A 24,960-nucleotide genomic window follows, 5' to 3' on the forward strand; every position below is an offset into this window, starting at 1 on the left:
GTCAGTCTCCTTCTACCCGCAGGACCGAGACCACCCGACGCACCGCGCTGGTGGCAGCGAGGCGCTCGACGGTGTCGGCCAGGTCCTGCTCCCGGGCCGTGTGGGTTCCGATGACGAGGTGCGCGACGGCATCCCCGCTCTCCTCGGCGACGGCGCCGCCCGAGGTGGTCTGTTCGACGGTCGCGATCGACACGTTCCCGTCGCTGAGGATGCCGGCGACGGTGGCGAGAACGCCCGGCCGGTCATCGACTTCGAGCGTGATCTGGCAGCTCGTCCGGATGCGGCCGATCGGGACGATCGGCAGCCCTCCGCGCGTCGACTCCCCGACACCCGGTCCGCCTGCAACGTGACGCCGGGCGGCCGAGACGACATCGCCGAGGACGGCGGACGCGGTCTGCACTCCCCCGGCACCCGCGCCGTAGAACATGAGGTCGCCGGCGGCTTCGGCCTCGACGAAGACGGCGTTGTTCGCGCCGTGGACCGAGGCGAGGGGGTGCTCGCGGGGAACGAGGGCCGGGTACACGCGAACCGAGATCGCTTCGCCGTGCGGCGCGGCGTCGGGCTGGTCGACGAGCCGTTCGCAGACGGCCAGGAGCTTGACGACGTAGCCGGCCTTGCGGGCGGCCTCGATGACGCCGGCATCCACCGACGTGATGCCCTCGCGGTGCACGGCGTCGAGCGGCACGGTCGTGTGGAAGGCGAGGCTCGCGAGGATCGCCGCCTTCTGCGCGGCGTCGTACGCCTCGACATCCGCCGTCGGGTCCGCCTCGGCGTAGCCGAGCCGCTGCGCCTCGGCGAGCACCTCGTCGAAGCCGAGACCTTCGCGGTCCATGCGGTCGAGGATGTAGTTCGTCGTTCCGTTGACGATGCCCATGATCCGTCGCACGCGGTCACCGGCGAGCGAGTCGCGCAGGGGCCGGATGATCGGGATCGCGCCGGCGACGGCGGCCTCGTACGCGACGGTGGCGCCGACCTGGTCGGCGGCGTCGAAGATCTCGCTGCCGTGGGTCGCGAGGAGCGCCTTGTTCGCCGTGACGACGTCGGCGCCCGACGAGAGCGCGTGGAGGATGCGGGTGCGCGCGGGCTCGAGCCCGCCGGTGACCTCGATGACGATGTCGGCGCCGGCGATGAGCGTGTCGGCGTCCGTCGTGAACAGGTCGCGGGGCAGATCGGTCTCGCGCGGGGCGTCCACGTCGCGGACGGCGATCCCCACGAGGTCGAGCGGTGCACCGGCACGGTCGGCGAGCTCGTCGGCGTGCGTCAGCAGGAGGCGGGCGACCTGGGATCCGACGGCGCCGGCTCCCAACAGCGCGACGCGCAGACGGCGGGGTTCGATCATGCGGACTCCTCGGAGGTGCGGGATGCCGGTGCGACGCCGAGGTCGCGCGCCAGCAGGTCGTTCTCGTCCTCGCCGCGGACGATCAGCCGGGCGGAGCGGGCGCTCACGGCGACGACCGGCGGACGGGTCAGGTAGTTGTAGTTGCTCGCGAGCGAGAAGCAGTAGGCACCCGTCGCCGCGACGGCCACGAGGTCGCCGGGCTGGACGTCCCCGGGCAGGTACTCGTCCGACACCACGATGTCGCCGGCTTCGCAGTGGCGACCCACGACGCGTGTCAGGGCGGGTGTGGAGTCGCTGCGGCGGCTCGCGATCCTCGCGCTGTAGTCGGCGCCGTACAGAGCCGTGCGGGCGTTGTCGCTCATGCCGCCGTCCACGCTCACGTACAGCCGCTCGAGGTCGTCCGAGACGCGCACCGGCTTCACCGTGCCGACCGAGTACAGGGTCACGCCGGCGCGTCCGACGATCGTGCGTCCCGGCTCGAAGGCGAGCTCGGGAAGGGGAATGCCGCGGCTCTCGCACTCGTGGGCGACGGCCGCGACGATGCCGTCGGCGAGCTCCGCGATCGGGGTCGGGTCGTCCTTCGACGTGTAGGCGATCCCGAAGCCGCCGCCGAGGTTCAGGAGCGGGACGTCGCCGCCCGCGAGAAGACGCGCGTGCAGTTCGACGACGCGAGCGGCGGACTCGGCGAAACCGGCGGTCCCGAAGATCTGCGAGCCGATGTGGCAGTGAAGGCCCACGAAGCGGAGCGACGGCAGCTCTCGGATGCGGGCGACCGCAGCCTCGGCATCCGACAGCGTGAAACCGAACTTCTGATCCTCGTGCGCCGTCGCGAGGAAGTCGTGCGTCTCGGCGTGGACGCCGCTGTTGACGCGGACGAGCACGCCCTGGACGACGCCTCGACCTGCAGCCTCGGCGGCGATCCGCTCGATCTCGACGAGCGAGTCGATGACGATCGAGCCGACCCCGACGCGCACGGCACGGGCGATCTCGGGCAGGAGCTTGTTGTTGCCGTGGAGGCCGAGTCGCGCCGGATCCGCGCCTGCGGCGAGAGCCACAGCGAGTTCGCCGCCGCTGGCGACGTCCACGCCGAGGCCTTCCGCCGTCACCCAGCGCACGACGTCGGTCGTGAGAAGTGCCTTGCCCGCGTAGTAGACCCGAGCCGTGCCGCCGTAGCGAGCCGCGGCATCCTGGAACGCCGTCAGGACCTCGCGCGCCCGCGCCCTGATCAGGTCCTCGTCGACGACGTAGAGCGGGGTGCCGAAGCGCGCGGCGAGCTCCGTCGCGGGCACGCCCCCGAAGACGATCGCCCCGGCGTCGTCGCGCGCGGCTCCCTCGGGCCACACGGCCTCGACGAGCGCGTTCGCATCATGCGGCTGAGTCAGCCAGCCGGGCACGGGGGGACGGTCGGAGGTGGTGGACACGCAGGGGCACCAATCGGGGTGGGAACGGGTACGTCGGGCGGTGTGGCCACGCCCCGACGGTGCCCACAGTCTAGGGCACCGTCACGGAGCCACCCGGCTCCGTGACGCTAGCGGTCGTCGGCGCAGGAACCGGGTTCCTGCGCGGCCTCGTCGCGGAGGATGGCGCTGTCGATGTCGAAGGATGCCGAGACGTGGCGCCCCTCGATCGTCACGCCCGTGAGGGTCAGGGCGCGCGGCAGATACTGGGCCAGACACACCCGCCAGTTCTCGGCGAAAGACCCGGCGAGCGGGCCGACCTGCTGGCGCAGGGCGTCGGCGGACACGTCGACGCCGCCCAGGCGGAGCTGCGTCGGGGAGAGGACGAGGTCGCCGTCCTCGGCCGAAGCGGAGAGCTGGACGCCCAGCGGAACCGACACCCCGAAGACCGAGAACTCGGTGTCGAGGGCGACCTCGGGCGGTCGCAGGGTCACGGCGTCGACCGGGAAGCCGTCGACGCGGCCGAGAACGGCCCGCAGCTGGTTCTCGTCGAGATCGACGACGGCTTTCGCGCTGCTCCAGTCGCCGCCGCCCCAGACGGGGGCGTCCTGGATGTCGACGCGCACGTCACCCGAGACGCCCTGCACCTCGACGTCGTCGGCGGTGAGATCCATCTGAGGGATGGAACCGACGATCAGCTGCGGCAGGACGAGCCCCGGGATCCGGACGTCGATCTCCTGATCCTCGGCGAGCCCGAGGTTGGTGACGATCTGCGACCGGACCACCTGAGGCACGATCGCACGCGCGGCCACTTCGGCCGCGACCAGCAGGACCGCCACGACGGCCAGGACCACCACGACGGCGATCCACCGGCGCGGCCGGCGACGCGCCCCGGTCACGGTCGCCATGTCACATCCGTTCGGGCGCGCTCACGCCGAGCAGGTCGAGTCCGTTGCGGAGGACCTGTCCCGTCGCGTCGTTCAGCCACAGGCGCGTGCGGTGCACGTCCGTGACCTCCTCGTCGCCGAGCGGGGTGACGCGGCACGAGTCGTACCAGCGGTGGTAGAGGCTCGCGAGCTCCTCGAGGTAGCGGGCGATGCGGTGCGGTTCGCGCAGCTCCGCCGCGAAGGCCACGAGGCGCGGGAACTCCTGCAGCGCTCCCAGAAGGGCGGACTCGGTCTCGTGCGTGAGCAGCTCCGGGGCGAAGGCGTCGCGCGCGACGCCGGAGTCCGCGGCGTTCCGGCCGACGTTGTGCGTGCGCGCGTGGGCGTACTGCACGTAGAAGACCGGATTGTCGTTCGTGCGCTTCTGCAGGATCTCGGGGTCGAGGGTCAGCGGCGAATCCGCCGGGTAGCGCGCGAGCGAGTAACGGAGCGCATCGGTCCCGAGCCATTCGCGCAGGTCGTCGAGCTCGATGATGTTGCCGGCGCGCTTGGACAGTCGCGCCCCGTTGACCGACACCAGCTGCCCGATGAGCACCTCGATGTCCTTCTCGGGGTCGTCGCCGGCCGCGCCCGCGAGGGCCTTGAGGCGATGCACGTAGCCGTGGTGATCGGCGCCGAGCAGGTAGATCTTGTGCGCGAAGCCGCGGTCGCCCTTGTTCAGGTAGTAGGCGGCGTCGGCGGCGAAGTACGTGTACTCGCCGTTGGAGCGCCGGATGACGCGGTCCTTGTCGTCGCCGAAGTCGGTCGTCCGCACCCAGACGGCGCCCTCGGCGTCGAAGACGTGCCCCTGAGCGCGCAGGCGGTCGACGGCCTCGTCGACGAGGCTGGGGCCACCGTCCGCCTTCGTGGCGTGGAGCGTGCGCTCGCTGAAGAAGACGTCGAAGTGGACGTTGAACTTCTCGAGGGATGCCTGGAGCTCCGCGAGCTGCAGTTCGTACGCCTTGTCGCGAACCGCAGGCATGCGCTCGTCCTCGGGAAGGTCGGCGATGCCCGGCTCGGCCTTGGCGACGCGCGTCGCGAGGTCGTCGATGTACGCGCCGGCGTAGCCGTCCTCGGGAGCCGGCTCGCCCTGCATGCGGGCGAGCACCGAGCGGCCGAAGCGATCCATCTGCGCGCCGGCGTCGTTGATGTAGAACTCGCGGACGAGGGTCGCGCCGCTGGCGAGCAGCAGGCGGGCGATCGCATCGCCGAGCGCCGCCCAGCGCGTGTGCCCGATGTGCATGGGACCGGTCGGGTTCGCGCTGACGAACTCGAGGTTGATCGTGTTGCCCTCCTGGCTGCGGCCGCGACCGAAGGCGCTGCCCGCCTCGACGATCGTCTTCGCGAGCGCGCCGGCAGCGGCGGCATCCAGTCGGATGTTGATGAACCCGGGACCGGCGACCTCGACCGATGCGATGCCGTCGACGGCGGCGAGCGCGTCAGCGACGTCGGCCGCGAACTCGCGCGGGTTCGCGCCGACCTGCTTCGACAGCTTGAGGGCGGCGTTCGACGCCCAGTCGCCGTGGTCGCGGTTCTTCGGGCGCTCGACGGGGAAGTCGGCGATCGTGAGCGCCTCAGCGGAGCCGGGTCGTCGCGCCTCCACGAGCGGGGAGACGACGGCGAGAAGGGCTGCGGAGAGGGCTTCTGGAGTCATAGCCCGTCAAGTCTACGTTTCAGGGGGTCCTCACGCCGACGGGAGGACGACCCACACGCGAGCACCGCCGGCGGGCGACTCGTCGATGCCCATGCGGCCACCGTGCGACTCCACGATCCGGTTGCACGTCGCCAGGCCGATGCCGAACCCCGGCACGGCGACGTTCGAGCCGCGCTCCAAGGGCTCGAAGACGACCTCGCGTTCGGCGGCCGGAACACCGGGCCCGTTGTCATCGACCGTGATGCGGACCCCCGCGACGACGGCGCCGACCGTCACCGTGATGGCGGGTGTGCGCTCCCCTGCACCGGCGAACTTCACGGCGTTGCCGACGAGGTTCTGGATCAGGACGCCGAGGAGGGTCGGATCGGCCGGAACGGGGACGGATGCCTCGACAGTCACGTCCGCGCCGTTGTCGATACCTCCGCTGCGCAGGTCCTCCATCGTCGATGCGACGAGCGGGCCGACATCCACCGCGGAGCGGCGGATGGGTGCGCCGCCCACGCTCGCGTAGTCCAGCAGACGGGCGATCATGCCCGACATCCGGTCCGCCACCGACTCGGCGCGCGCGAGCGCACGGGAGGCGGCGGGCACCTCCGCGACCTCCGGCACCTCCGAGGCGAGCTCGATGTAGCCCGTCAGTGCCGTCAGCGGGTTCCGCAGATCGTGCGCCACCTGCGCGGCGAAGTTCTCGAGCTGCTCGTTGGACTCGCCGAGCTCGCGCGTCAGGCGGCGCAATTCCAGTACGTCGACGATCTGGTGCGCGATGAGGGCGAGGGCTGCGCTCTCCTCCTCGGGCAGCTCGCGCGGCTCCTCGTCGAAGATGCAGACCGTCCCGATCGGCACTCCCGACGGGGTGATGAGCGGGCTCGACGCGTAGAACCTGACGTTGGCCACCTCACCGGTGACGAAGGGGTTCCCGGCGAAACGGTCGTCGAGCGTCGCATCCTGCACCACGGTGTGGCCGGGCTCGCGGAACACGACGGCGCACATCGAGTCCTCACGGCTGCAGACGGCCGGCTCGAAGCCCACGGCGGCGATCTGATGCTGGGACCGGTCGTCGATGATGTTGATGACCGCGGTCGGAACGCTGCACACCGTCGCAGCGAGTTGGACGAGTCCCTGGAGATCGGGCTCGGTCGCCCGACCGAGCACGCCGTAGTCCTCGATGATCGCGCGCCGGATGGCGTCGTCAGCGGTCTTCACATTCAGCTCCCCGAGTTCCTAGCCCACCCTAATGACCCTGCACGCAGCGGGTGGCGCAGCACGTCACCCGATCGCGACGAGTGCAGCGCGATCATCCTGCAGCGGATCGGATGCCGCGGCCACGACCGCGGCCTCACCTTCGACCCGCGCATCGACGAGCATCCGCTGCAGCGACAGGTTCGCGCCGTAATAGCTGAGGAACGCGCAATCGGCGGCATCCCTTCCCGTCGCGATCCGGACGAGGCCGCGACGGTTCGAGAGGCGGGTGGCGTCGACGACCAGCCACCGGCCGTCGATCCACGCCTCGGCGACGGCGTGGAAGTCCATCGGGACGAGTCCCGGCGCGTAGCAGGCGACGTAGCGCGCCGGGACGTCCATCGCGCGCAGCAGTGCGATGACGAGGTGCGCGTAGTCGCGGCACACGCCCTGACCCGTCGCGAGCGTCGTCACGGCGGAGTCGGTCCCGAGAGACAGCCCCGGCGAGTAGGTGACGGTTTCGGCGACGAACGCCTCGACGGCGGCGAGGAGGTCCGTGCCGCGCAGGCCGCCGAACTGCCGCCGCGCCTGGGCGAAGACCGAATCCGAGGGGGCGTACCGGCTGGGGCGCAGATAGACCGCGGTGTCCAGATCGGAAGCGGGCACGGCCTCCGATCCGCCGTGGACGAGGGCGTCGTACCGGAGTTGCAGCGGCCCCGGGTCGACGCGGACGCGGTGGAGCCGCGAACCGGCGGCATCCGTCACCTCGCTGAGGGCGAGCTCCCGCCCGTCACGCGTGAGCGTGAGTCGTTCGTGCGCGAGGGAGACTCCCGCGGCGACGGCAACGGAGAGGATGAGGTCGAGCTCCCCCTCGACGTGGAGGTCGAGTTCGGCTCTGACGACGCGCTGCACCGGGCAATCCTCGCACGCACCGGGGACCCCGAGCGGGGTCCGTGTATCCGTCGCGTGAACAAGTGCGGTCGTACCGTCCGGGATCGCTTACCCTCATCGCATGAGTTCTGTACGACGCGCCCGCAGCTGGGGGCTGGGCGTCGTCGCCGCCGGTGTGGCAGCGATCGTCGCTTTGTCTGCGTGGCAGCCATGGCGGACGACGCCCACCGTCGAGGCGGCGACTTCCGTCGGCTCGATCGCCGACATCGAGCCGCTGTCCGTCCCCGCCGACGCGAAGGTCCTCGTCTTCGGCGATTCATGGACCTACGGGTCCGCCGCCACGGTCCCGACCGACGGTTACGCCTACCAGCTCGGCCGGCTCAGCGGATGGGACGTCACCGTCGACGGTGTGCGGGGCTCGGGATACATGAGGCCCGGGTGGGACGGGCCCGACTTCCGCCGCCGGGCACTGACGCTCGACCCGACCGCCGACTACGACCTCATCATCATCCAAGGGTCCATCAACGACAGGCAGCAGGGCGAGCGCGGATACCGCGACGCCGTGGACGCGACGTGGGACACCTTCGAGCGGCTCTATCCGAAGGCGCAGATCGTCATCTTCGGCCCGACGCCCCACGAGTTCCCCGTCGATGAGGGCACGTCCCGCATCGACTCCGACCTCAGGGCCGCCGCGGCCGATCGCCACTGGTGGTACATCTCCTCGCTGCAGGAGCAGTGGATCACGCGTGCCAACTACCGCGAGATGATCGACACGGGCAAGGGGCGCAAGCACCCGTCGGACCGAGGTCACACGTATCTGGCCGAGAAGCTGCTCGCCGCGCTGCACGAACGCAGCATCACGACGGACGCCGGTGCGACCCGCGAGGATGCACCGGCGCTCGTCGTCCCCTGACGGCGACCGCGCTCAGGCGCGGATCGCGTCGGCGATCGGCTCGTCGCCGTTGTTGAAGGAGATCGTCCGCCGGATGGTGCTCGGGTCTGCGAGGACCGCGGCGACCACCGCAGCGACGTCGGCGCGGGAGACCGACGAACCCTTCTCGGCGTTCGCATCGATCCGTCCGGTCGGTTCGTCGAGGGTCAGCGCCGAGGGCGCGAGGATCGTCCAGTCCAGCTCCGCCGCGCGGAGATGCTCATCCGCGGCCGCCTTGGACTCCGCGTAGGCGAAGAAGTCGTCGGACGGGTCGACACCGTGGTCGGGTCCGGCACCGAAGTAGGACACCATCACGTAGCGCCGCGCCTCGGCGGCGACCGCCCCATCGATCGAGCGGATCGCGGCATCCCGGTCGACCGCATAGGTGCGCTCCGCAGATCCGCCGCCGGCACCGGCCGACCAGACGACCGCATCGCTGTCGGCGAGGAGTTCGGTGATCTCGTCGGTGCCGGATGCCGCGACGTCCGCCACGAGCGGAGTCGCCCCCGTCGCGGTGATGTCGTCACTGTGGTCGGGGTTCCGGATGACGGAGGTCACGTCGTGCCCGGCCTCGACCAGGAGGGGCGCGAGGAGCAGGCCGACCTTGCCGTGTCCGCCGATGATCGTGATGTTCGCCATGAAGTGGCTCCTTTCGTCGGGATCCGACGTTACGTCCGCCCACCGGCGACCGACCTGCCCTTGCGCTTGTACCCTCGACGTGGAAGAGGGCTCGCGTCCGCTTCCGCGGCCACACACGAGGGGGAGACAGACGTGAGCGACACGATTCCGGCCGGGTGGTACCCGGCTCCGCACGCGGGGAACGAGATGCGCTATTGGGACGGAACGGCGTGGCATGCGGCACCCGCGTACCTTCCCGCCGCCACGCCGGGAGCCCCCGGCATCCCCTCCTCCCCCGCCGGCCCGATGTTGCCGCCGTACGCGTCGGCGCCGGGCGCGCCGTCCGGGTACCCGCCCTACCCCGGTGGATCTCTGCCGCCGTCCCGGCCCGTGGCTCTCGGCGTCACCGCGCTCTCCCTCGGCATCGCAGCGATCGTCCTCGGCTGGATACCCTTCCTCGGATTCGTCATCGCTCTCGCCGGTGCCGTCTTCGGTGCGATCGCGCTCGTCCGCCGTCAGCCGAAGCCTCTGGCGCTCACCGGAACGGTCCTCTCGGGGGTCGGCCTCGTGTTGGCCTGCCTCATGACGTTCTCCGTCCTGTCGTTCGTCTGGAACCCTCCCGCCGACGATTACAGCTACGACAGCGGCGACGAGTACGGCTCGGCACCGGAGGACCCCGGCACGCCGACCGCCCCGGAGCTCGAGCCCTACGCGCCCGAGACGGGTCCGGGATCGATCGCCGAGCCGCTCTCCCTGCCGTACGTCCGCGAGACGGCGTCGGGGACGGAGTACACCGCAGAGGTCCGCATCGTCGACGAGGATGCCACCGAGGAGGTGCTCTCCTGGAGCTCGCTCAATGGCGGCGGCACCGACGGGTACCGCTACGTCCTCGTCGAGATGACCGTCACGAGCACGGACTCCGTTGGCCTGCCGGCGTCGTTCCCGACGTACGACCTCTCCCTCGCGACCGTCGACGGCGGGGTCTACCCCTACGCCTTCGTCGTCCCGGACGACGACACGACGCTGCTGCGCGACGCGGGGACGATCGCCGAGGGCGAGAGCGCCACCGGCATCGTGGCGTATCTCGTCCCGGAGGACGCGACGGACCTCCTGCTGACCGACCTGGCGGGCTACTACGCGTTCTGACCCGGGAGCGGGATGACGCGGTCCCGGTCCCACGGCTCGGTCCATCCCAGCCGCGAGAACAAGCCGTCGAGGATCATCGCGGTGAACCCCCAGACGAGCCGGTCGCCCCGCGTCGTCGGGATCAGGAAGGCGGGACCGCGGAACTCGCCGCGATCGGTCCGGACGACGGTCACCCCGCGGTGCGCCGGATCGAGCAGATCCGCGACGGGCGCGCGGAAGACGTCGGCCGACTCCGCCTCGTCGACCACGTGGACCGGCGAGGGACGCCGCCACCAGGCGAGCACCGGGGTGACGAGGTGGCGCGAGTACTCGAGCGGGATGGGCTCGAGAGTGCCGAGGACGTCGACGCCTGCCACGTCGAGTCCGGTCTCCTCCCGCGCCTCTCGGAGGGATGCCGCGACCGCGTCGGCATCCTCGTCATCCACCCGCCCACCCGGGAACGCGACCTGACCCGGATGCGACCGGAGCGTCTCGGCCCGCGACAGGAGCAGCACGTCGAGGTCGCGAGAGACGGCGCGTGCCGGAGACTCCCGATCGGCGGGCACGTCGTCGAGGGCGCCGAAGAGGATGAGGACCGCGGCTGCTCGCGCGTCCGGCACCTCGGGCAGCGCGCGAAGGATCTCGAAACCGGGCTGGACCGCGCCGCTCGCTGTCGATTCGACCACCTGCTGCAGCTGCGCCCGGGCGGCGGGGACGGGCGCGGACAGGGTCATGGGATCAGGCTATGCGACGGGCTGCGGGTGGGCGCGAGAGCGGCTGGACCGGTGATAGTCTCGATCGGTACGCCTCCGTAGCTCAGGGGATAGAGCGTTGGTTTCCGGTACCAGAAGTCGGGGGTTCGAATCCCTCCGGGGGCACAGGTAAACACTGGGGAGTCGGGAAACCGGCTCCCCAGTTTGCATCCATTGGTGCATCCAAAGCCTCTCACGGAACAAGATCCGCGATGAAGGATTCGACCTTCCGCACTGCCTCGGCGCGGTCCTTCGACCGGAAGTGCTTGCGGCGGCGCGGTCGGCCGCCGAGCTCGTAGGCGGCTTGCCACAGACCGCGCCCGGTGAAGCACAGCGTGTAGTTGCGCCCGAGGTAGGCGTACACCGCTCGCCGGCTGTTGACTCGCGGGGTCACGGCCTCAAGATGCTCAGGGTTGACGCAGCGCTTGTTCATGCAGAGGTGATCTAGCGCCATCCCTTCCGGGATCGGTCCAACGTGTGCCATGTAGGAGAGGCGGTGAGCGCTGACCTGCACCTGCTGGAACTTCGCCTTGCCGTACCCGTTGTCGCTGCACGATTGCGACCACTCCCAGCATCCGGTGTCGGTGGTTCGGTATCTGCTAGCTAGGTAACCACGCGCCTTGCTCTGCCACTGTGCATTGATGGTGTCCATACACCTAGGGTAGCGCGGTGTACTGACACCCGCTAGGCTTGGTGTATGGACACAATGGATGGATCGCGCAGCACATCGCAGCAGATGACGTCGCTCCTCACCCCGGATGGAGTGAAGGGTTCCGTAAAGCTTTCTGAAAACTCCGCGGAGCCGGTCGTCGTGGGATGGGCTCATTGCACACCTGATCTGCTGCGGAGCGGGACCGATTGCGGCGCGACGCCTCGTCGCCCCTGTGCATGCCAACCCGCGAACGGCGGACACGACCACATCACCCCACATGGGCAGGAGACGGCTTCATGACCGGCTACCAGCAGATGAAGCGCGCCGTCAGCGCCCACGTTCTTTCCCGCCCCCGAGGGCTCTGGGAACGTCTCGTCTTCCCCATCGCTCGGAGCGCATACCAGCAGGGCTACGAAGCGGGATACGCCACCGGCTACGTCGATGCCGACCGCCGACGCGATCGGGAGGATGCCGATGGCTGACACAATGGTCCGCGTGCCGAACAAGCCCCGCACCCCCATCCGGTCCATCCGGATCGCTGACGACCTTTGGGCCGACGCACAGAAGGTCGCCGCGGCGAAAGGCGAGGATGTCAGCGCCGAGGTGCGTGCGTCCCTTGAGCGCTACGTAAAGCGGAACCGCGACCTACTGAAGTAGCCGCCGAGCCGTGATCGGATCGTGCGCCATTCCCTCAAGCGACTGCGCCGCACGGATCGCGAGCTGGTAATACCGGGCTGCGGTGATGCCGAGCTCCGTTTCGATGGCCTGCTGCTTGTGCCCCGGGTGGCCGGGGTGGCGGGCTTCGAAGTCGAGGAGGGTGGCGTCGGACAGCATCCCCTTAGTCTGCCGAGGGGGTCGGACATCACCGGATACTGGGGAGCTCGTCTCTCCCGCGCGGCCGTTCAACCCACGGGACGTCAATTGTCGTGCCGTCCCAGGCGCACTCGTAGCCACTGTCCACGTCGCGCATCACCGTTCCGCACGAGGGGCACGCAGGTGTCGCGGCTGCGTCGAACTCATCAGCGGTCACGTGCTCGAGCCTAAGCCGCCCTTGAGGTTCGGGTAGATGCCGCCCGGTGGCGGTCCTGGCGAGAGGGTCGCGATGTAGGCACGGTGGACGAGCATGGTCGCGGCTCGCAGCGTGGGCTTGGGGACGAGTTCGGTGTCGCGGAACCAGGACCGATAGAAGACATGGTCACCGTCGCGACGGATCTCCACGCGACCGTAGGGCTCGTCGAATGGGGCGAGCATCGTCCACACGCCGGGAGGGTTCTCCTCAGCGGCAAGCATCGGGTGCCAGTCAGTCACAGGAGGATCGTGTCACTTGCCTCGGACACGACAGAACGCCCCCGACCACCTCGGAAGGCATCGGGGGCGTTCTGTACTTTCGTGTTCATGTGGACGGTGTCGGGCCAGTAGCATTTCCGCCATGACTTCTGACGCCCGCAAGCTGCTGGACCTGACCCTGGAGTACTCCGCCGCAAAGGACGCGAAGGAACTGTCCGCCGGCTTGGGCATCCCAGTCGGCCGCGAACTAGACGAGATCGCGGCCGACTATGCAGAAGCGCTCAATGCTGCGCTCCGAGACTGACCCGGAAGTCTCAGCCTGGCCCGCGTTAGTCCGGTAGTTTGCTCCACGATCGAAGCCACCCGCTCGCCGTCTCCGCCTGCAGTTTCGCCCCCGTGGGGATCATGTCGTCTGCGACTCCGGTTGGGTGCACGCCGTCTGTGTGGACGAATGACACCCCACCGTCTGGCTGAGCCAGGAACGCCTCGAACGACGGAATGTAGCCCCAGCCGTTGTTGAGAGCGTGTGCGCGCAGGGCAATCTGCCGGGTGCGATGCTGCTCTACTCGTGGCGCGGGGGCGAACCTCGGGTTCTGGGAGAGCACGACCACTGGGATTTGTGAGTCGTATTTCTGTCGCACTGCCGCAACCAGAGCATCGATCGATTCCAGGTACTGCTCCGTCGTCACCGTAGAGACGTAGTTGTGGCCATGGTTGATGAAGAGCAGATCAGGCCGCTCAGGGAACATCTGATCGAGATACTCGATCTGCTTCTCGGCCGTTGATCCCGCTACCGAAGCGTTGTAGGCCACCAGCGGCCCGCCATCTGCGGGGACGGCGGGGACGGCGGGACTACCGCCCGCGATCTTGACGCCTGTTGCCTGCATACGGTCAATCCGCAGCCCGATCAACGCTGTGGCGACTCCGATGTAGAGCGCATTCGTGAGGGTGGATACGTCGGACGACGACAAAACGCCAGTCACCTGTACACCGTTGACCGATGCTGTGACCGAGGTGCCCTCGATCTTGATCTCGAGGTCGAGCGCAGTAACGCTAAGCGGGATGACGTCAGCCGGGAAGGTAGCCAAATCGGTAACCGTGCCAGCAATGTTCTTCTGGAGCTTCGCCTGCGCGGCAGAGGTCAGGGGGGCGAGAGCGATCTGGAGGTGGTTCTGAGACTGCGCGGCGGCAGCACCACGGAAGGTCGTCGTGCCTCCTTGCGACCAGTCTGCGGAGACGCGAGCACGCCAGACGCCGTCGGGGGTCTGCTTGCCAGTCGTACGCCCAAGGAGCACAGAGCTCCCAGAGCCGATGCGGACCGCAGCTGACCCATCGGCGGACCAAGTCCCCGATGTTGCCGCGAACGATCCCGCCCCGTACTCGGGGGCAGTCCCCGCCAAGTCGGTGACGGACCGCGTAAACGTGTCGAGGAACGTGTCCTGATCCGGAGTGGGCGTCCCAGGAACTTCCGGACGCGCAGGAGTGCCCCCGGCCTGCCACTGCACCGCAGGATCATAGGCCGTGTTCGCCACGACCCACTGACGGTACTCTGCCTGGCGTCGAGGCCACGTGAGTGCCATACGTGTTCGCCACGCGCGGGCGAACCATTCGATTGAGCTGTCCCCGGTAGAGTCTCCGGCGCACGCGACGACGATGCGACTCGGATCGGCCATATCCAAGGCTCGGAAGACGTCATCCGCGCTCACCGCGCCAAGACGAGCAGAAATCGCTTCGCCTATCTTGGCCGTAAGTGCAGAGTCCGCGAGGCGCGCGGGGAGCTTCGCGTCGGGGATCTTCGCGTCCGCGCCGAGCGGTGCGACACCGTTCGGCTGATCACGCTGCACGGACTCCGCGGCCGCGACCGCGACGGTCTTCGCCTCGGTCGCCTCGGCCGCCGCGGTGGTCGCCTGAGAGACCACAGCCGTCCACGCGGGGATCTGGTTCCCCGGGTTCGGCGGCACCGCGACGATGTCCGAGAAGTCGAGCGTCTTGCCCGACTCGGTGACGAACGTGGTCTTCACCGTCGGGAGGCCGGCGCCCTTCGTGGTGACGGTGTACGTCCACCCGTTGGGCTCGAGGTCGGGGCTGTCCGACGCGGTGAGCCGGATGCCGGGCAGACCGTCGGGGCCGATGAGGACGCCGTTGGCGTCCGTGGTCGCGGGGATCGGGTCGAGGTAGACCGTCTCCTTCGCGACCGTGTCGCGGGCGATCGCGGGCTTCAGGTCGACGGCGAACTCGAACTGCAGGCCCTCGATGGGGATGCGGTCCGGGTCGCGGTCGGAGTCCGGGCCGTCGACGACAGCGCGCGTGAACTTCCCGACGATGTCGGTGTAGCCAACGGGCATGCTCAGCCCTCCGTGTTCTCGGTGATGAGGGTGTCCTGCGCTGCGCCGGCGACACCGGTCGGCTTCCACAGTCCGTAGTGGGTGGAGACCGACACGACGAACGCGGGTAGCGCAGCGAACAGCGCGAGGCCGAGGTCGTAGATCTCGCCCGCCGTGAGCGCGCGGGCGAGCTCGACGAGCAACGACGTCGCCAGCGACAGGCCCGCGAGGAGCCACGCCTTCATCGCACCGGAGGTGACGCGGGTGGTCACGAGTCCGACGAGGACAGGCAGGAGGAACGCGATCACGAACTGGACGATCGTGAGGGGGTCGAGAGTGAATGCGATGTTCATGATGTCTCCTCGGGTTTGGGCATGAATCGGCGTAGGGGTTCGGTGTCCTCGTCGAGGACGTCGGCTCGGAGGTGCCCGATGCCGAGGCGGCCCAGGATGGGCTCGGGGAGTTCCGGCATGGGGCCGGGACGGTTGCGGAGGTTCCACAGCCACAGCTGCGTTTCTCGGGCGCGGATGGCGACATTCATCTCGTGCGACTCATCACGCACGCCCTGCAGGGTCCGCTTCATCTCTTCGAGCTGCTCGCGGAGTTCCGCGACGGCCGCGTTGACGCGCTGGTCCACGACACCGTCGACGTACTGCTGGAACGATGCCTGCCCCTTCAGGAACGCGTCGGCAGCGCTCGCCTCGACCTCGCCCTCCGCGATCTCCTGCTCGACGCGCTTCCCGCGGAACAGGAAGTAGGACCCGAGCACGCCAGCGAGCAGCGCGCCGGCGGCTGTGATGATCGTGTCCCACGGGAGCATCAGGTCCCTGCCTTCCGGTGGTGCTTCGCCGGTCGTCGACGGCGTTCCCTCCCCAGACGGATCAGAGTCCAGAACGGGAGCACCAAGAGGCCGGTGTACGCGGCAGCGGTCAACGCGCGACCCGTGTCGCCCTGCCACGCGAGGACCCACAGTCCTGTCGCGTAGCCGCCAAGGACGACGACGATCGCCACTTTGCCGAGGCCCTCGAGTGGCGCGAGACGAGGCAGACAGACGCCGATCAGGGCGAGCACAGCACCGACCGTCAGCGTCCACGCGGCGACGATCGAGATCGCTTCGTTGTGGATGATGTCGAAGGTGGGCATGCCGCTTCGGATAGCGATGATGCCCATGAGGATGAGCACTCCGTCGAGAGCTGGGAGAACCCACCGGCGGAGGTCTCTTCCTGCTGCCCCGTCTGCCAGAGGGATCGCGTCAGGGTGCCAGACAGTGCGCCAGTCGCCGCGGCTCACTTCGCCTCGAGCGTGATCGTGATGTTCTTCAGCGCCGCCTTCACGCCGGCGCTAGTCTCGCTCTTCACCGCGGCGAGGATCTCGGCCTTGGACGCGACGCCACCGGAGAGCTTCTCGATGACACGCGCCATCGCGTCGAGGGCGGCACCGTTCGCCGCGACCTCGGCCAGGATCTGCTTCTCTGCGCGGACCCGCTCACCGTCGGTCTTCCGACCAGGGATGCCCTGCGTGTTCTGCTGGAACGTCAGGGTGATGGCCTCCGCGACGGTGAAGTTCGTCCCGGGCAGCTTGTCGTCGAGCTTCATGTCGTCGTCCTCCTCAGGACTAATCGGTGTGGGGACGGGGCGGCTGCCGCCGCCCGCAGTGCCCGGCTTCGGGTTGGTGAGCTTCGCGAGCACTTCGCGGATGAGCTCTTCGGGGTTCGCGTAGTCCGACCCGGTGCCTTTCGTGTAGGCGCCGGCGATGTGCGATGAGAACACGAGGTGCAGGTGGATGCCGTCCCACAGGGATCCGGGGAAGTCCACGTTGAGGAACGGGAGCGAATCGGGGCCCGCCGCGAGCCTGCCGACGCGCGCGCCCTGGCGGATCGTCTGGTTGATCTTCGGGAGGCGGTCGCCGCTCATGTGGCAGTACGAGTGGTACCGCTGCGCACCTGGGAGCCCGGTGTCGAGGACGATCACGAATCCCATGGATTGGGTGCGGATGACGCGGACGACCTTGCCGCCCCAGATCGCGGGGACGTCGATCGCGCGTCGGCCGGTGCCGATGTCGAGACCGATGTGCCGGTTCTTCACGATCGTGTAGCCCGCGCCCCACGCCCAGTAGCGCAGGGTCCACATCGCGACGGCGTAGAAGGTCGTGATGTTCACGCTTCACCTCCGGGATCTTCGATCGGCTCATCCATGTCGGTGACGAGGTGCCCGCAGGCGTGGCAACGGACGGTGTCGCTGCACGGGAGCTCGACGGTGATGCCTTCGTTGCGGCATCCGGTCGTGCGGCAGGTCACCGCCATCACCGGGAGAGGTTCGGGATCCACGTCACCCTCCCTGGATTGCGTGCCACGACACCGTGCGGGTGAGGGTGGAGACCGCGTCGTTGTAGACGTAGAGCGTGACGCCCGCCGTCGTCGGGATGTTCGTGCTCGAGCGGCTGTCCTGCGGGGTTGCTGTGCGCAGCGTCGTGAACACGAGCGGCGCGACCTGGAAGTAGCCGACGGGGAACATGATCGTCACCGACCCGGTCTCCCCCGGCCCCACGGTGATCGATTCCGCACCCCGCAGATCGGGAGTGCCACCGCGGCGGCCAAGCACCCACAGGTACCGCGCCAGGCGGACGGTCAGCACCCGGTCCCCCACGGCGAGCCCAGGTGAGATCGACGCGTACGCGTCCACGCTCGCCTCGTCCGTGTCGAACCGCACCGACACCGGGAACACCGACGTCACGGTCGCTTCACGGATCGACGGGAGCGCAGTGACCTGGTCCTTCAGCTTCTGCACCTGCGCGAGCACAGGTTCCCATGGGTTCACGGGGTCTCCCTCCACTCCGCGGACACCAGCGCGCCCGGGCGCAGGTCAAGGGACATGCGCGACACCGCGGCGCGCATCTGCCGGCCGCCGGAAGCGAACGTGACTGCGTCGTTGAACCAGACCGGAACGGGTGCGTGCGAGACCCGGACCTTCCCGGCGACGTTCGACGTCTCCATCAGCCGACGCAGGGCCTGCGACTCGAGGTCGGCCTGGCTGGACGCTTCCACGTTCTCCACGACGATCGGGTTGAGGGTTCGACCCATCGATACGGTCGACGTCGGCGACAGCGGGTTCGCGTCGACCACCGAGGCGAGGAACACCGTTCCCGCGTCGTTGGCCTGCGAGGTCATGACGACCTTGTTCGACGCCTCCCACAGTGAGAGCTCGTACTCCCAGTTCGGGGAGTGGATCGACGTCTCGCCCTCGGTGAAGTCCCACACCACGGGGCGCTGCGCGGGCTCGACGAACGGCTCCACCCGGAACATCCCATTCCGGTCCGTCCACAGCGCCGCGTACCCGGCCGCGGCGAGCAGATCATTCACGACCTGCAGCCGGGACGTACCCGGATCCCAGGTCATCGCGTTCGTCAGGGTCTTCGACGAGTCGGTCGCGGAGACCCGCGCCTCCCCCGTCGCCCGCAGCTGCGCGACGGCCGCGGCCACGATGTTCGCGTCCTTCGCGATCTGCAGCGTCTCGGTGATCACGTCTTCACGGATCACGGTGAGCTTGTCGATCAACGCGATCGCACGCGTGACCTCTGCGTCTGTGTGCGCCTCCGTCGGTGCGGCGAGGACGTACACACCCAGAGGCCACTCCGCGACACCGACCACGGACCACCAGATCCGCACTCGGTCGGAGGAGTAGTTGATCGTCTGCCCGATGTCGACGAGCTGCAGGTTCCCACCGGCGGGGAGGTCCGCGGATGCTTCCCAGGTGAGGGAGCCCCCGGAGATCCCGTCAAGGTCTCCGAGGGACTCCTCCGCCCGGTTGAGGCGTTCGACACGGACGGATTCGACGCGGTGCCCGGTGAGGCTCACTGAGACACCTCCGTCGCTGTGAAGCTGATGCCGTACAGGTCGTCGTGGACGCGCCTCTCGCTCACCTCCCCGACGGAGCAGAACAGGAGTGTTCCATCGGGGATGCGGATGAGGTGAGGTGCCGGGAGGTACTGCATGGCACGGATGCTGTTCAGCTGGTCGCGGGTGGCGACCATGAAGGTGACGGAGCCGACGCGGGATCGCGCAGTCCCCACCACTTCGATCGGCAGGGAACGGCCGGCGAAGTAGTGCAGGGTCTTCTCGGCCATCCCAGCGGTGAAGTCGACGCGGGGCCCGTCACCGTTCCCGTATTCCATGGGAACGGTCTGCCCGTCGCTCGCCGACCAGTAGCCGATCTCGTTCGGCGTCATGATCGTCGCGACGTCGCTCTCCACCGAGGAGGGCAGGTCGGACCAAGCGACGGCCTTGTAGGCGATCGTGACTCCGACGGGCGCCGTCCGATCGGCGGTGGCGGTGTTGAGCATCGCCCCCGTGACTGCGAGACGCCATTCACCACCGTTGATCGACCAGTACAGGTCGTTCGACACGGCGGGCACCTCGGAACCTGCCGGTTCGGGGTTGGTCACCTCTGCGATCACCGCACCCTGCTCCGCATCCCACGACAGCGAGATGCTCGGCTTCGGCGGCGGCGGGAAATCGGTCGAGAACGTGACCGTGTCCCACTCGGACCACAACGAAGCCCCATCCCGAACCCGGACCCGCACCTGGTACTCGGTCGCATCGGTGAGCCGTGTCGTGAACGTCGCCGACGTGCTCGGACCGGACCCGCTGAGGGATTCGATGTCGTCGCCCGCGGCCATGAGGACCGCTTCCCACGCGGACTGCGCGGTGCTCTCCTCGTCGAAGTACTCCCACTCGGCGTTCACCAGGGATGCGCCGAGCACGCCCGCAAGGGCTGTGATCGTCACCGAGGGCGGGGCGGACGCTGTGAACGTCGCGGTCGCGGAGTACGGCCCCGCATTGGGGTGGATACCCCAGGTGCGCACGTGCCACTCGTACGAGGTTCCGTTCAGGAACGACCCTGCGGGGAAGGCTCGAGACGCGCTCCCGGCGGTGATCTTCCCGGTGGTGTTCCATGTCGTCTCACCAGCGGCACGCCACTCGAGCTCGTACGCCTCTTGGTCGGAGGTGTCGTTCGAGTTGTGCTGCCACGTCAGGGTCCGGTCCGTGTCACCGTCGAACGCGACACCGTTCGGGTCCAGCTTCGACGGTGCGGAAGGTGGAGCCGCAAGAGGAACCGCGTTTGAGACCCGCCACCCTGACGCCAGCCCGGAACCGATCACGCCGGTGGGGTTCACCGCGCGAGCACGGAACGTCACGGTCTCCCCCGCAGGCGGGGAACCCCACGTGTACGTGTTCGTGCCTGCTGCGAGGGTGGCGAGTGCCGCCCATGTCGCTCCGCCGTCGATGCTCCGCTGGATCTCCGTTTGAGACGCCCACGGGACCGTCTGCGTCACGATGAGGGAGATTCCGCCAGTGGCGGTCTTCGCCGCCTTCACCGCCGACGGCATCCCGGGCGTCATGTAGACCACCGGGGTGATCCCTGACGTCGCGGATCCGCGCGAGTTGACCGCACGGATCCGGTACCGGTATGCCCGGTTCGCGACCGTGGTGGTGTCAGCCCGGGACTGGGAGCCACCGGACGTGTACTTCGTCCCGATGGTCGCAACCGTCGTGTAATCGCTCCATGAGCCCGTGAACACGCTCCGCTGCACCTGCTGCGAATCGTACGGTGCGGAGACCGACGCGTTCCGAGACCAGTTCGCCGTGATTGACGAGTCCGAGTTCCGTGCCGGCGTGCCGATCGACGGTGCGGACGGCAGGTTCGGCTGGATCGTCGCCGAGCCGCTGAGGGACGCGGATCCGATGCCCGAAGACATCTTCACCGTCACCGACCAGGACTTCGAGCCCGGCGCCATGCCCGACTTCGACCGGGTCGTGACGCTCTCGAGCGTCGTCGACCGGAAGTCGTACGTCCACTCGCCGTTGTACGTCGACCCGTCGATGACGACGGTATAGTCCTGCCCGTCAGCGACCCAGTACCCGAACCCCGACAGTTTCCGGACCCGGACGACCACCGTGATCGTCGAGCCGGAAACTGTCGAGTACGCGTCAAGCTCGTAGTTCGAGTTCCCGGAGAACCTTCTGGTCGCCATGTCAGCTCCTCACGCCGCGCGCAGCGGCCATCACGGCGTCCCGGGCATCTGCCGAGCGAACTTCCCGGAGTGCTGCACCTGCCGCAGCGCCCGTCCGGCTTGCCACCTCGTCCGCAATGAGTCGAGCGCTCTCGGGCGTGACTACTGCGGCGATCGGCTGAGGTGCAGACGTCCCTGCCCCAACGGGCCCGCCCGAGGCGAACCGGGCTGGGGTAGGCGTCAGGTACCGGAGCCGTTTGAGCCGCTCGACCTCCGCCTGGCCACCAGCGGCACGCACATCAGCCGCAGACCACACGTTCTCCCCATTGGAGAGAAGCGCCGGGATGCTGTCCGACGTGGAGGTACCCGGACCGTAGATCGGCCCACCAGCCGCCTTCTTCTTGACAGGGGTCGATGTGCCGACGATCAGGGCCCGGTTGATCGTGTTGATGATCCGGGTTGCTTCCTTCTCGAGCTTCCGCTCGATCGAGTCAGCGTTCCGTTTCGCGTCCCGCAGCTGCTTCTCCGCAGCGGTGATCAGCTTCGAGAAGTTCGCGTCCGCGACGGTCTTGCCCGCGGCGTCCGAGTACTTCCCGATCTCGGCGTACGACTTGTTGATTGCCGAGATGTCCGACTTCGATGCGGTGAGAAGGGCGTCCGTGATCGGCTCACCCTTCTCCACACCCAGGGATGCGAGCTCTTCGAGGAGGGCAGCGTTGATGCCCTTGCTCGCGAGGCGCTTCAGCTTCTCGGCGTAGCCCTTGATGCGGGACGCAGAAGCGCCGAGCGATGACCGGATGGACCCCGCCGTCGTCGAGCTCACTTCGGACGTCGTGACCCCCGCGCCGGCGATCGTGATGCCGTTGACCACTCTGGCCGACGACGTTCCAGTCGTGACCGTCTTCGTCGTTGCGAGCGCACCGATGTCGAAGAACGACCGGATCGCCGAGGAGACACGGGACGCCATGCTCGACGCCGAGTCCTTCAGGTCAGACACACGGTCCGAAAGGGTCTCGACTCTCTTCTCGGCTGCCACGGAGGACCGCTCGAGCCCCCGGAACGCGCTCTCGGAGCGACGGGCCTCCCGGTTCAGGGTGGCGCCGTACTTCCCGCCGATGCTCGCCGCGATGTCGAACAGCTGATCCACGAGGCGCAGAGCGTTGCCGTTCATCGCGTCGGATCGGACTTCGCCTCGACGCCATGCCTTCTGCCAGTCGACGAGCTCGGAACGATCGATCCTGACCGCGCCGCCCGTCGCGAACTTCGGCATGTCGCCAGCTCGCAGCATCTCGCGGAACCGGTACACCCCGGCCTGCCCGCCCATCGCGACCACGTCAGCCGCGGTCAGGACGTGCTCACCGTTCGACAGCATTGCCGGGATTGAATCGGACGTCGCCGTACCCGGACCCAGGATCGCGCCGCCCGTCGCACGCGACGTTGCCACGTTCCCGTTGTTGAATCGAACGGTCGACTCGTTGGTGACGACGTTCAGCGTGATGCGTCGGTTGTTGTTGGCCGAGATGAGACGGTTGATCGCGCCCTGCGCGCCGTCCGTCTCGATGCGAACAGCCGTGTCGACGTTGTCCGGGATGAGTCCGAGCTGGTCAGCGTACGCTTCGGCCGCGTCGTCGGTGATGTTGAACTGGCCGAGCATCTCGATGAGCCGCTGACGACCCTTCGCGATGACCTTGTTGGCTTCCTCCTGGCTGCCCGTCTCTTCGTAGATCGCGGCGGCGTAGTCGTAGGTCGACTTCGCCAGTTCGTCGATCGCCGCCTGGTTCTCGCGACCCTTCTGCGTGCCGATGTCGAGCGACTTGCCGTTGTCCTTGATCGAATCCGCGAGATCGTCGAACGACTGCTCAAACTGGCGTTGCGCGTCGCGGGTGTCCAGCGTCGCTGATCCGAACGCGCGGATCTGATCAGCCAGACCTTCGACCTCGTCGCCCGTAGCCTCAGCCTGACCGGCGAGGGCGCGCATCGCATCAGTGTTCGCCCGCGTCGCAGGCGGGGTTTCACCCATCGCCATGTTGAGGAGCGACTGCACGTCCGTAGCGGTGCCCGTCGCTGACGCCTGCCGCAACAGGGCGTCCTGCAACTCCGGGTTCGCCTTGATGAACGTCCGCAGCTGCCGCTCAGTGAGGTCTGCATCCTCAGCGAGCCGACGGAACTGCTCGGAGAAGGCCGCCATGTCGCCCGAGTCCGCGATCTTCGCGAGCTCGTTGGCAACTGTCACTGCGGTACCAGAAGTACTCGCAGGCTTCCAGAATGAGCTGTCCGCGACGCGGTCCAACTCATCGCCCAAGTTGGACATCAGCAGTGCTGCGTCCTTCGGGCCCAAGCCCTCCTTGAACAGAGCCGCAGAGAACAGCTCCACGCCCGACTTGGCGGACCGAATCTTTGCGTCTACCTGCTCCACCGAAGGAAGAAGGCTCCGCGAGATCGCCTCGGAAAGCTCGTTCACCCCTACAGCGACCAGCCCGATACCTGCCGCCAACGCTCCCGCTCGAGCGAGTGCTGCGACACCCCGGCCTGCCCTCTGGGCACGAGGGCCCAGATCTGCAAGCGCAGCGTTGAACTCCGCGATTTTCGGGACCGCGAGGAAGAACGCACCTGCGGCGATACCGGCGGCACCGGTGAGTGCGCCGACCCCGAGTGCAGACTGCTGCGCCCAGTCGGGGAGACCGTTGAACCCGTCAACCAGCTCCGTCAGAGACTGGACCAGGAACCGCAGAGGTCCGTTGGCCCCCTCGCCCATGCTGATCATCGCGGAGTCGAACGCGCCGCCCAGTGCCTCGATGTCGCCCTTGAGGTTGTCGAGGCGTGTTGCTGCAGTCTCCGCTGCATATCCCTGATCGTTGACCCGGTCGGTCCACTTCTGGATGCCGCCAGCGCCCTCTTCGAGGAGGATCGTCGCACCACGGATCGCGTCCTGACCGAAGATCATCGCGAGAGTCGTCTGCTTCTGCTGCTCCGACATCCCGTACAAGGACGTCTGCAGCTCACCTGCAAGTCCCGCGAGACCAACGAACTGGCCCTGGCTGTCGTACGCCTCGATCCCGAGGCTCGCCATCAGATCGGTGACTTCCTTCGTCGGGTTCGCCAGGCGCAGCAGCATCGTGCGCATCGACGTGCCAGCGTCGGAACCGAGCATGCCCGCCGACGCGAAGGCCGACAGAGTACCCACCGTTTCCTCAACGGACAGACCGAACTGGTTGGCGACAAGGCCCGACTGGTTAAGTGCCTGACCCAGGTCGGACACATCACCCATCGCCTTACCCGCACCTGCAGCCAGCAGATCGGCGATGTGCGAGGCCTGGCCGCCCTGCAGCTTGAACTGCTGCAGAGTCGTAGCCGCGATACCGGCCGCCTCAGCGACACCCAGGCCACCCGCCGCAGCGAGGTCTAGAGCACCGTTCAGGCCACCACCGAGAATGTCCGCGGCCGAAATGCCAGCCTTCGCCATCTCCTCGATCGCGTTCGCCGACTCCGTAGCCGAGAACACCGTGCGGGCGCCCGCCTCGATCGCAGCGTCACGGAGCGCGTCCAGGCTGTTCCGGGCGTCCTCGCCGGTCGCAGCGACGTTCGACATCGCCTGGTCGAAGTCAGCAAACTTCTTCACCGCGAGACCCACGCCGGCGGCCATCAGCCCCCCGGCGGTCATCGCCGCGCGTCCAAGCTGCTCGAATGACTGCCGCCGCTGCGCGAGCTTCTCCGCCTCTGTGCCAACCGTCTTCGTGGCCTGCGCGGCCTTCAGCATCGACGCGTTGTACTCCTGCACCATCGCGCGCAGAGTGACCTTCACTACCCGGTCAGCCACATGAACCTCCAATGCGAAAGCCCCCGCCAGCAGGCAGGGGCTTCGTTGTGACGACCGGCTAT

25 protein-coding genes and 1 tRNA gene are annotated in these 24,960 nt (G+C 68.3%); 5 read left to right on the top strand and 21 right to left on the bottom strand.

The features are described 5' to 3' along the window. Position 1 precedes the first annotated feature (1 nt). From ABCU91_RS12935 to ABCU91_RS12960, 6 genes are all read right to left on the bottom strand, one after another. Complete coding sequence (locus ABCU91_RS12935; RefSeq protein ID WP_406923692.1) at positions 2–1,339, bottom strand: homoserine dehydrogenase; 1,338 nt, start codon at positions 1,337–1,339, stop codon at positions 2–4. Continuing rightward, the gene (gene lysA, locus ABCU91_RS12940; protein ID WP_413353997.1) at positions 1,336–2,760 is read right to left on the bottom strand and encodes a diaminopimelate decarboxylase; all 1,425 of its coding nucleotides are present in this window, start codon (positions 2,758–2,760) and stop codon (positions 1,336–1,338) included. The genes ABCU91_RS12935 and lysA overlap by 4 nt, the downstream gene beginning before the upstream one ends. Before the next feature lie 107 nt (positions 2,761–2,867). Further along, positions 2,868–3,644, bottom strand: a complete 777-nt coding sequence (locus ABCU91_RS12945) for an LmeA family phospholipid-binding protein (RefSeq protein WP_413353998.1) — start codon at positions 3,642–3,644, stop codon at positions 2,868–2,870. A gap of 1 nt (position 3,645) precedes the next feature. After that, complete coding sequence (locus ABCU91_RS12950) at positions 3,646–5,313, bottom strand: arginine--tRNA ligase (RefSeq protein ID WP_413353999.1); 1,668 nt, start codon at positions 5,311–5,313, stop codon at positions 3,646–3,648. Between the two features lie 30 nt (positions 5,314–5,343). Further along, on the bottom strand, positions 5,344–6,516 hold the full coding sequence (locus ABCU91_RS12955) for an ATP-binding protein (protein ID WP_406923688.1): 1,173 nt from the start codon (positions 6,514–6,516) through the stop codon (positions 5,344–5,346). Between the two features lie 63 nt (positions 6,517–6,579). Continuing rightward, a complete protein-coding gene (locus tag ABCU91_RS12960; protein WP_413354000.1) occupies positions 6,580–7,404 on the bottom strand; it encodes a transglutaminase-like domain-containing protein in 825 nt (274 codons plus the stop codon). A 100-nt stretch (positions 7,405–7,504) separates the two neighbouring features. On the opposite strand from ABCU91_RS12960, the gene ABCU91_RS12965 reads away from it, so the two are divergent. Further along, entirely contained in the window at positions 7,505–8,296 is a 792-nt protein-coding gene (locus ABCU91_RS12965) for an SGNH/GDSL hydrolase family protein (RefSeq protein WP_413354001.1), read from the top strand. 12 nt (positions 8,297–8,308) lie between these two features. Here ABCU91_RS12965 and ABCU91_RS12970 read toward each other — a convergent pair whose 3' ends face one another. Beyond that, positions 8,309–8,953: an NAD(P)-dependent oxidoreductase gene (locus ABCU91_RS12970; protein WP_413354002.1), complete on the bottom strand. Its 645-nt coding sequence runs from the start codon at positions 8,951–8,953 to the stop codon at positions 8,309–8,311. A 132-nt stretch (positions 8,954–9,085) separates the two neighbouring features. On the opposite strand from ABCU91_RS12970, the gene ABCU91_RS12975 reads away from it, so the two are divergent. Then, positions 9,086–10,078, top strand: a complete 993-nt coding sequence (locus tag ABCU91_RS12975; protein WP_413354003.1) for a DUF2510 domain-containing protein — start codon at positions 9,086–9,088, stop codon at positions 10,076–10,078. On the opposite strand, the gene ABCU91_RS12980 is transcribed toward ABCU91_RS12975, so the two are convergent. Then, entirely contained in the window at positions 10,066–10,791 is a 726-nt protein-coding gene (locus ABCU91_RS12980; protein ID WP_413354004.1) for an NUDIX hydrolase, read from the bottom strand. The two genes, ABCU91_RS12975 and ABCU91_RS12980, sit on opposite strands and share 13 nt — an antisense overlap. Before the next feature lie 71 nt (positions 10,792–10,862). On the opposite strand from ABCU91_RS12980, the gene ABCU91_RS12985 reads away from it, so the two are divergent. Continuing rightward, positions 10,863–10,935: transfer RNA gene (locus ABCU91_RS12985), tRNA-Arg, on the top strand. A 67-nt stretch (positions 10,936–11,002) separates the two neighbouring features. Here ABCU91_RS12985 and ABCU91_RS12990 read toward each other — a convergent pair. Beyond that, positions 11,003–11,461, bottom strand: a complete 459-nt coding sequence (locus ABCU91_RS12990; RefSeq protein WP_413354005.1) for an HNH endonuclease signature motif containing protein — start codon at positions 11,459–11,461, stop codon at positions 11,003–11,005. A 296-nt stretch (positions 11,462–11,757) separates the two neighbouring features. Between ABCU91_RS12990 and ABCU91_RS12995 the strand changes: the two genes are divergently transcribed. Continuing rightward, positions 11,758–11,943, top strand: coding sequence for a hypothetical protein (locus tag ABCU91_RS12995; protein ID WP_413354006.1), 186 nt, complete (start codon positions 11,758–11,760; stop codon positions 11,941–11,943). Positions 11,944–12,106: 163 nt separating this feature from the next. Here the strand turns inward: ABCU91_RS12995 and ABCU91_RS13000 are convergent, their stop codons facing one another. Further along, positions 12,107–12,295 carry a DUF3263 domain-containing protein gene (locus tag ABCU91_RS13000; RefSeq protein WP_413354007.1) on the bottom strand — a complete coding sequence of 63 codons (189 nt, stop codon included), beginning with the start codon at positions 12,293–12,295 and terminating at the stop codon, positions 12,107–12,109. Positions 12,296–12,487: 192 nt separating this feature from the next. Then, positions 12,488–12,769: a hypothetical protein gene (locus tag ABCU91_RS13005; protein ID WP_413354008.1), complete on the bottom strand. Its 282-nt coding sequence runs from the start codon at positions 12,767–12,769 to the stop codon at positions 12,488–12,490. 121 nt (positions 12,770–12,890) lie between these two features. Here ABCU91_RS13005 and ABCU91_RS13010 point away from each other — a divergent pair, with 121 nt between their 5' ends. Continuing rightward, positions 12,891–13,052: a hypothetical protein gene (locus tag ABCU91_RS13010; RefSeq protein ID WP_413354009.1), complete on the top strand. Its 162-nt coding sequence runs from the start codon at positions 12,891–12,893 to the stop codon at positions 13,050–13,052. Positions 13,053–13,077: 25 nt separating this feature from the next. Here the strand turns inward: ABCU91_RS13010 and ABCU91_RS13015 are convergent, their stop codons facing one another. The 10 genes from ABCU91_RS13015 to ABCU91_RS13060 form a co-directional block, all read right to left on the bottom strand. Next, positions 13,078–15,093 (bottom strand): SGNH/GDSL hydrolase family protein, encoded by a 2,016-nt coding sequence (locus ABCU91_RS13015; RefSeq protein ID WP_413354010.1) that lies wholly within the window; start codon positions 15,091–15,093, stop codon positions 13,078–13,080. A gap of 2 nt (positions 15,094–15,095) precedes the next feature. Beyond that, entirely contained in the window at positions 15,096–15,425 is a 330-nt protein-coding gene (locus ABCU91_RS13020; RefSeq protein WP_413354011.1) for a hypothetical protein, read from the bottom strand. After that, positions 15,422–15,892: a hypothetical protein gene (locus ABCU91_RS13025; RefSeq protein WP_413354012.1), complete on the bottom strand. Its 471-nt coding sequence runs from the start codon at positions 15,890–15,892 to the stop codon at positions 15,422–15,424. Before ABCU91_RS13025 ends, ABCU91_RS13020 begins: the two co-directional genes overlap by 4 nt. Next, the gene (locus ABCU91_RS13030) at positions 15,892–16,215 is read right to left on the bottom strand and encodes a hypothetical protein (protein ID WP_413354013.1); all 324 of its coding nucleotides are present in this window, start codon (positions 16,213–16,215) and stop codon (positions 15,892–15,894) included. The genes ABCU91_RS13025 and ABCU91_RS13030 overlap by 1 nt, the downstream gene beginning before the upstream one ends. Positions 16,216–16,358: 143 nt before the next feature. Further along, on the bottom strand, positions 16,359–17,231 hold the full coding sequence (locus ABCU91_RS13035) for a hypothetical protein (protein ID WP_413354014.1): 873 nt from the start codon (positions 17,229–17,231) through the stop codon (positions 16,359–16,361). Beyond that, on the bottom strand, positions 17,228–17,398 hold the full coding sequence (locus ABCU91_RS13040) for a hypothetical protein (protein ID WP_413354015.1): 171 nt from the start codon (positions 17,396–17,398) through the stop codon (positions 17,228–17,230). The genes ABCU91_RS13035 and ABCU91_RS13040 overlap by 4 nt, the downstream gene beginning before the upstream one ends. A gap of 1 nt (position 17,399) precedes the next feature. After that, positions 17,400–17,888 (bottom strand): hypothetical protein, encoded by a 489-nt coding sequence (locus tag ABCU91_RS13045; RefSeq protein WP_413354016.1) that lies wholly within the window; start codon positions 17,886–17,888, stop codon positions 17,400–17,402. Continuing rightward, positions 17,885–18,925, bottom strand: coding sequence for a hypothetical protein (locus ABCU91_RS13050; RefSeq protein WP_413354017.1), 1,041 nt, complete (start codon positions 18,923–18,925; stop codon positions 17,885–17,887). The genes ABCU91_RS13045 and ABCU91_RS13050 overlap by 4 nt, the downstream gene beginning before the upstream one ends. After that, entirely contained in the window at positions 18,922–21,102 is a 2,181-nt protein-coding gene (locus tag ABCU91_RS13055) for a hypothetical protein (RefSeq protein ID WP_413354018.1), read from the bottom strand. Before ABCU91_RS13055 ends, ABCU91_RS13050 begins: the two co-directional genes overlap by 4 nt. 1 nt (position 21,103) lies before the next feature. Beyond that, positions 21,104–24,898, bottom strand: a complete 3,795-nt coding sequence (locus ABCU91_RS13060; protein WP_413354020.1) for a phage tail tape measure protein — start codon at positions 24,896–24,898, stop codon at positions 21,104–21,106. Positions 24,899–24,960: the final 62 nt, after the last annotated feature.

The organism is Microbacterium phoenicis, assembly GCF_047302325.1.
Lineage (GTDB): Bacteria > Actinomycetota > Actinomycetes > Actinomycetales > Microbacteriaceae > Microbacterium.

Bases quoted from the DNA above. Each gene is read 5' to 3' on its own strand.
- ABCU91_RS12935 (WP_406923692.1), bottom strand. From the start codon at position 1,339: ATGATCGAACCCCGCCGTCTGCGCGTCGCGCTGTTGGGAGCCGGCGCC.
- ABCU91_RS12945 (WP_413353998.1), bottom strand. From the start codon at position 3,644: ATGGCGACCGTGACCGGGGCGCGTCGCCGGCCGCGCCGGTGGATCGCC.
- ABCU91_RS12950 (WP_413353999.1), bottom strand. From the start codon at position 5,313: ATGACTCCAGAAGCCCTCTCCGCAGCCCTTCTCGCCGTCGTCTCCCCG.
- ABCU91_RS12965 (WP_413354001.1), top strand. From the start codon at position 7,505: ATGAGTTCTGTACGACGCGCCCGCAGCTGGGGGCTGGGCGTCGTCGCC.
- ABCU91_RS12970 (WP_413354002.1), bottom strand. From the start codon at position 8,953: ATGGCGAACATCACGATCATCGGCGGACACGGCAAGGTCGGCCTGCTC.
- ABCU91_RS12980 (WP_413354004.1), bottom strand. From the start codon at position 10,791: ATGACCCTGTCCGCGCCCGTCCCCGCCGCCCGGGCGCAGCTGCAGCAG.
- ABCU91_RS12990 (WP_413354005.1), bottom strand. From the start codon at position 11,461: ATGGACACCATCAATGCACAGTGGCAGAGCAAGGCGCGTGGTTACCTA.
- ABCU91_RS12995 (WP_413354006.1), top strand. From the start codon at position 11,758: ATGACCGGCTACCAGCAGATGAAGCGCGCCGTCAGCGCCCACGTTCTT.
- ABCU91_RS13000 (WP_413354007.1), bottom strand. From the start codon at position 12,295: ATGCTGTCCGACGCCACCCTCCTCGACTTCGAAGCCCGCCACCCCGGC.
- ABCU91_RS13010 (WP_413354009.1), top strand. From the start codon at position 12,891: ATGACTTCTGACGCCCGCAAGCTGCTGGACCTGACCCTGGAGTACTCC.
- ABCU91_RS13015 (WP_413354010.1), bottom strand. From the start codon at position 15,093: ATGCCCGTTGGCTACACCGACATCGTCGGGAAGTTCACGCGCGCTGTC.
- ABCU91_RS13020 (WP_413354011.1), bottom strand. From the start codon at position 15,425: ATGAACATCGCATTCACTCTCGACCCCCTCACGATCGTCCAGTTCGTG.
- ABCU91_RS13025 (WP_413354012.1), bottom strand. From the start codon at position 15,892: ATGCTCCCGTGGGACACGATCATCACAGCCGCCGGCGCGCTGCTCGCT.
- ABCU91_RS13030 (WP_413354013.1), bottom strand. From the start codon at position 16,215: ATGCCCACCTTCGACATCATCCACAACGAAGCGATCTCGATCGTCGCC.
- ABCU91_RS13055 (WP_413354018.1), bottom strand. From the start codon at position 21,102: ATGGCGACCAGAAGGTTCTCCGGGAACTCGAACTACGAGCTTGACGCG.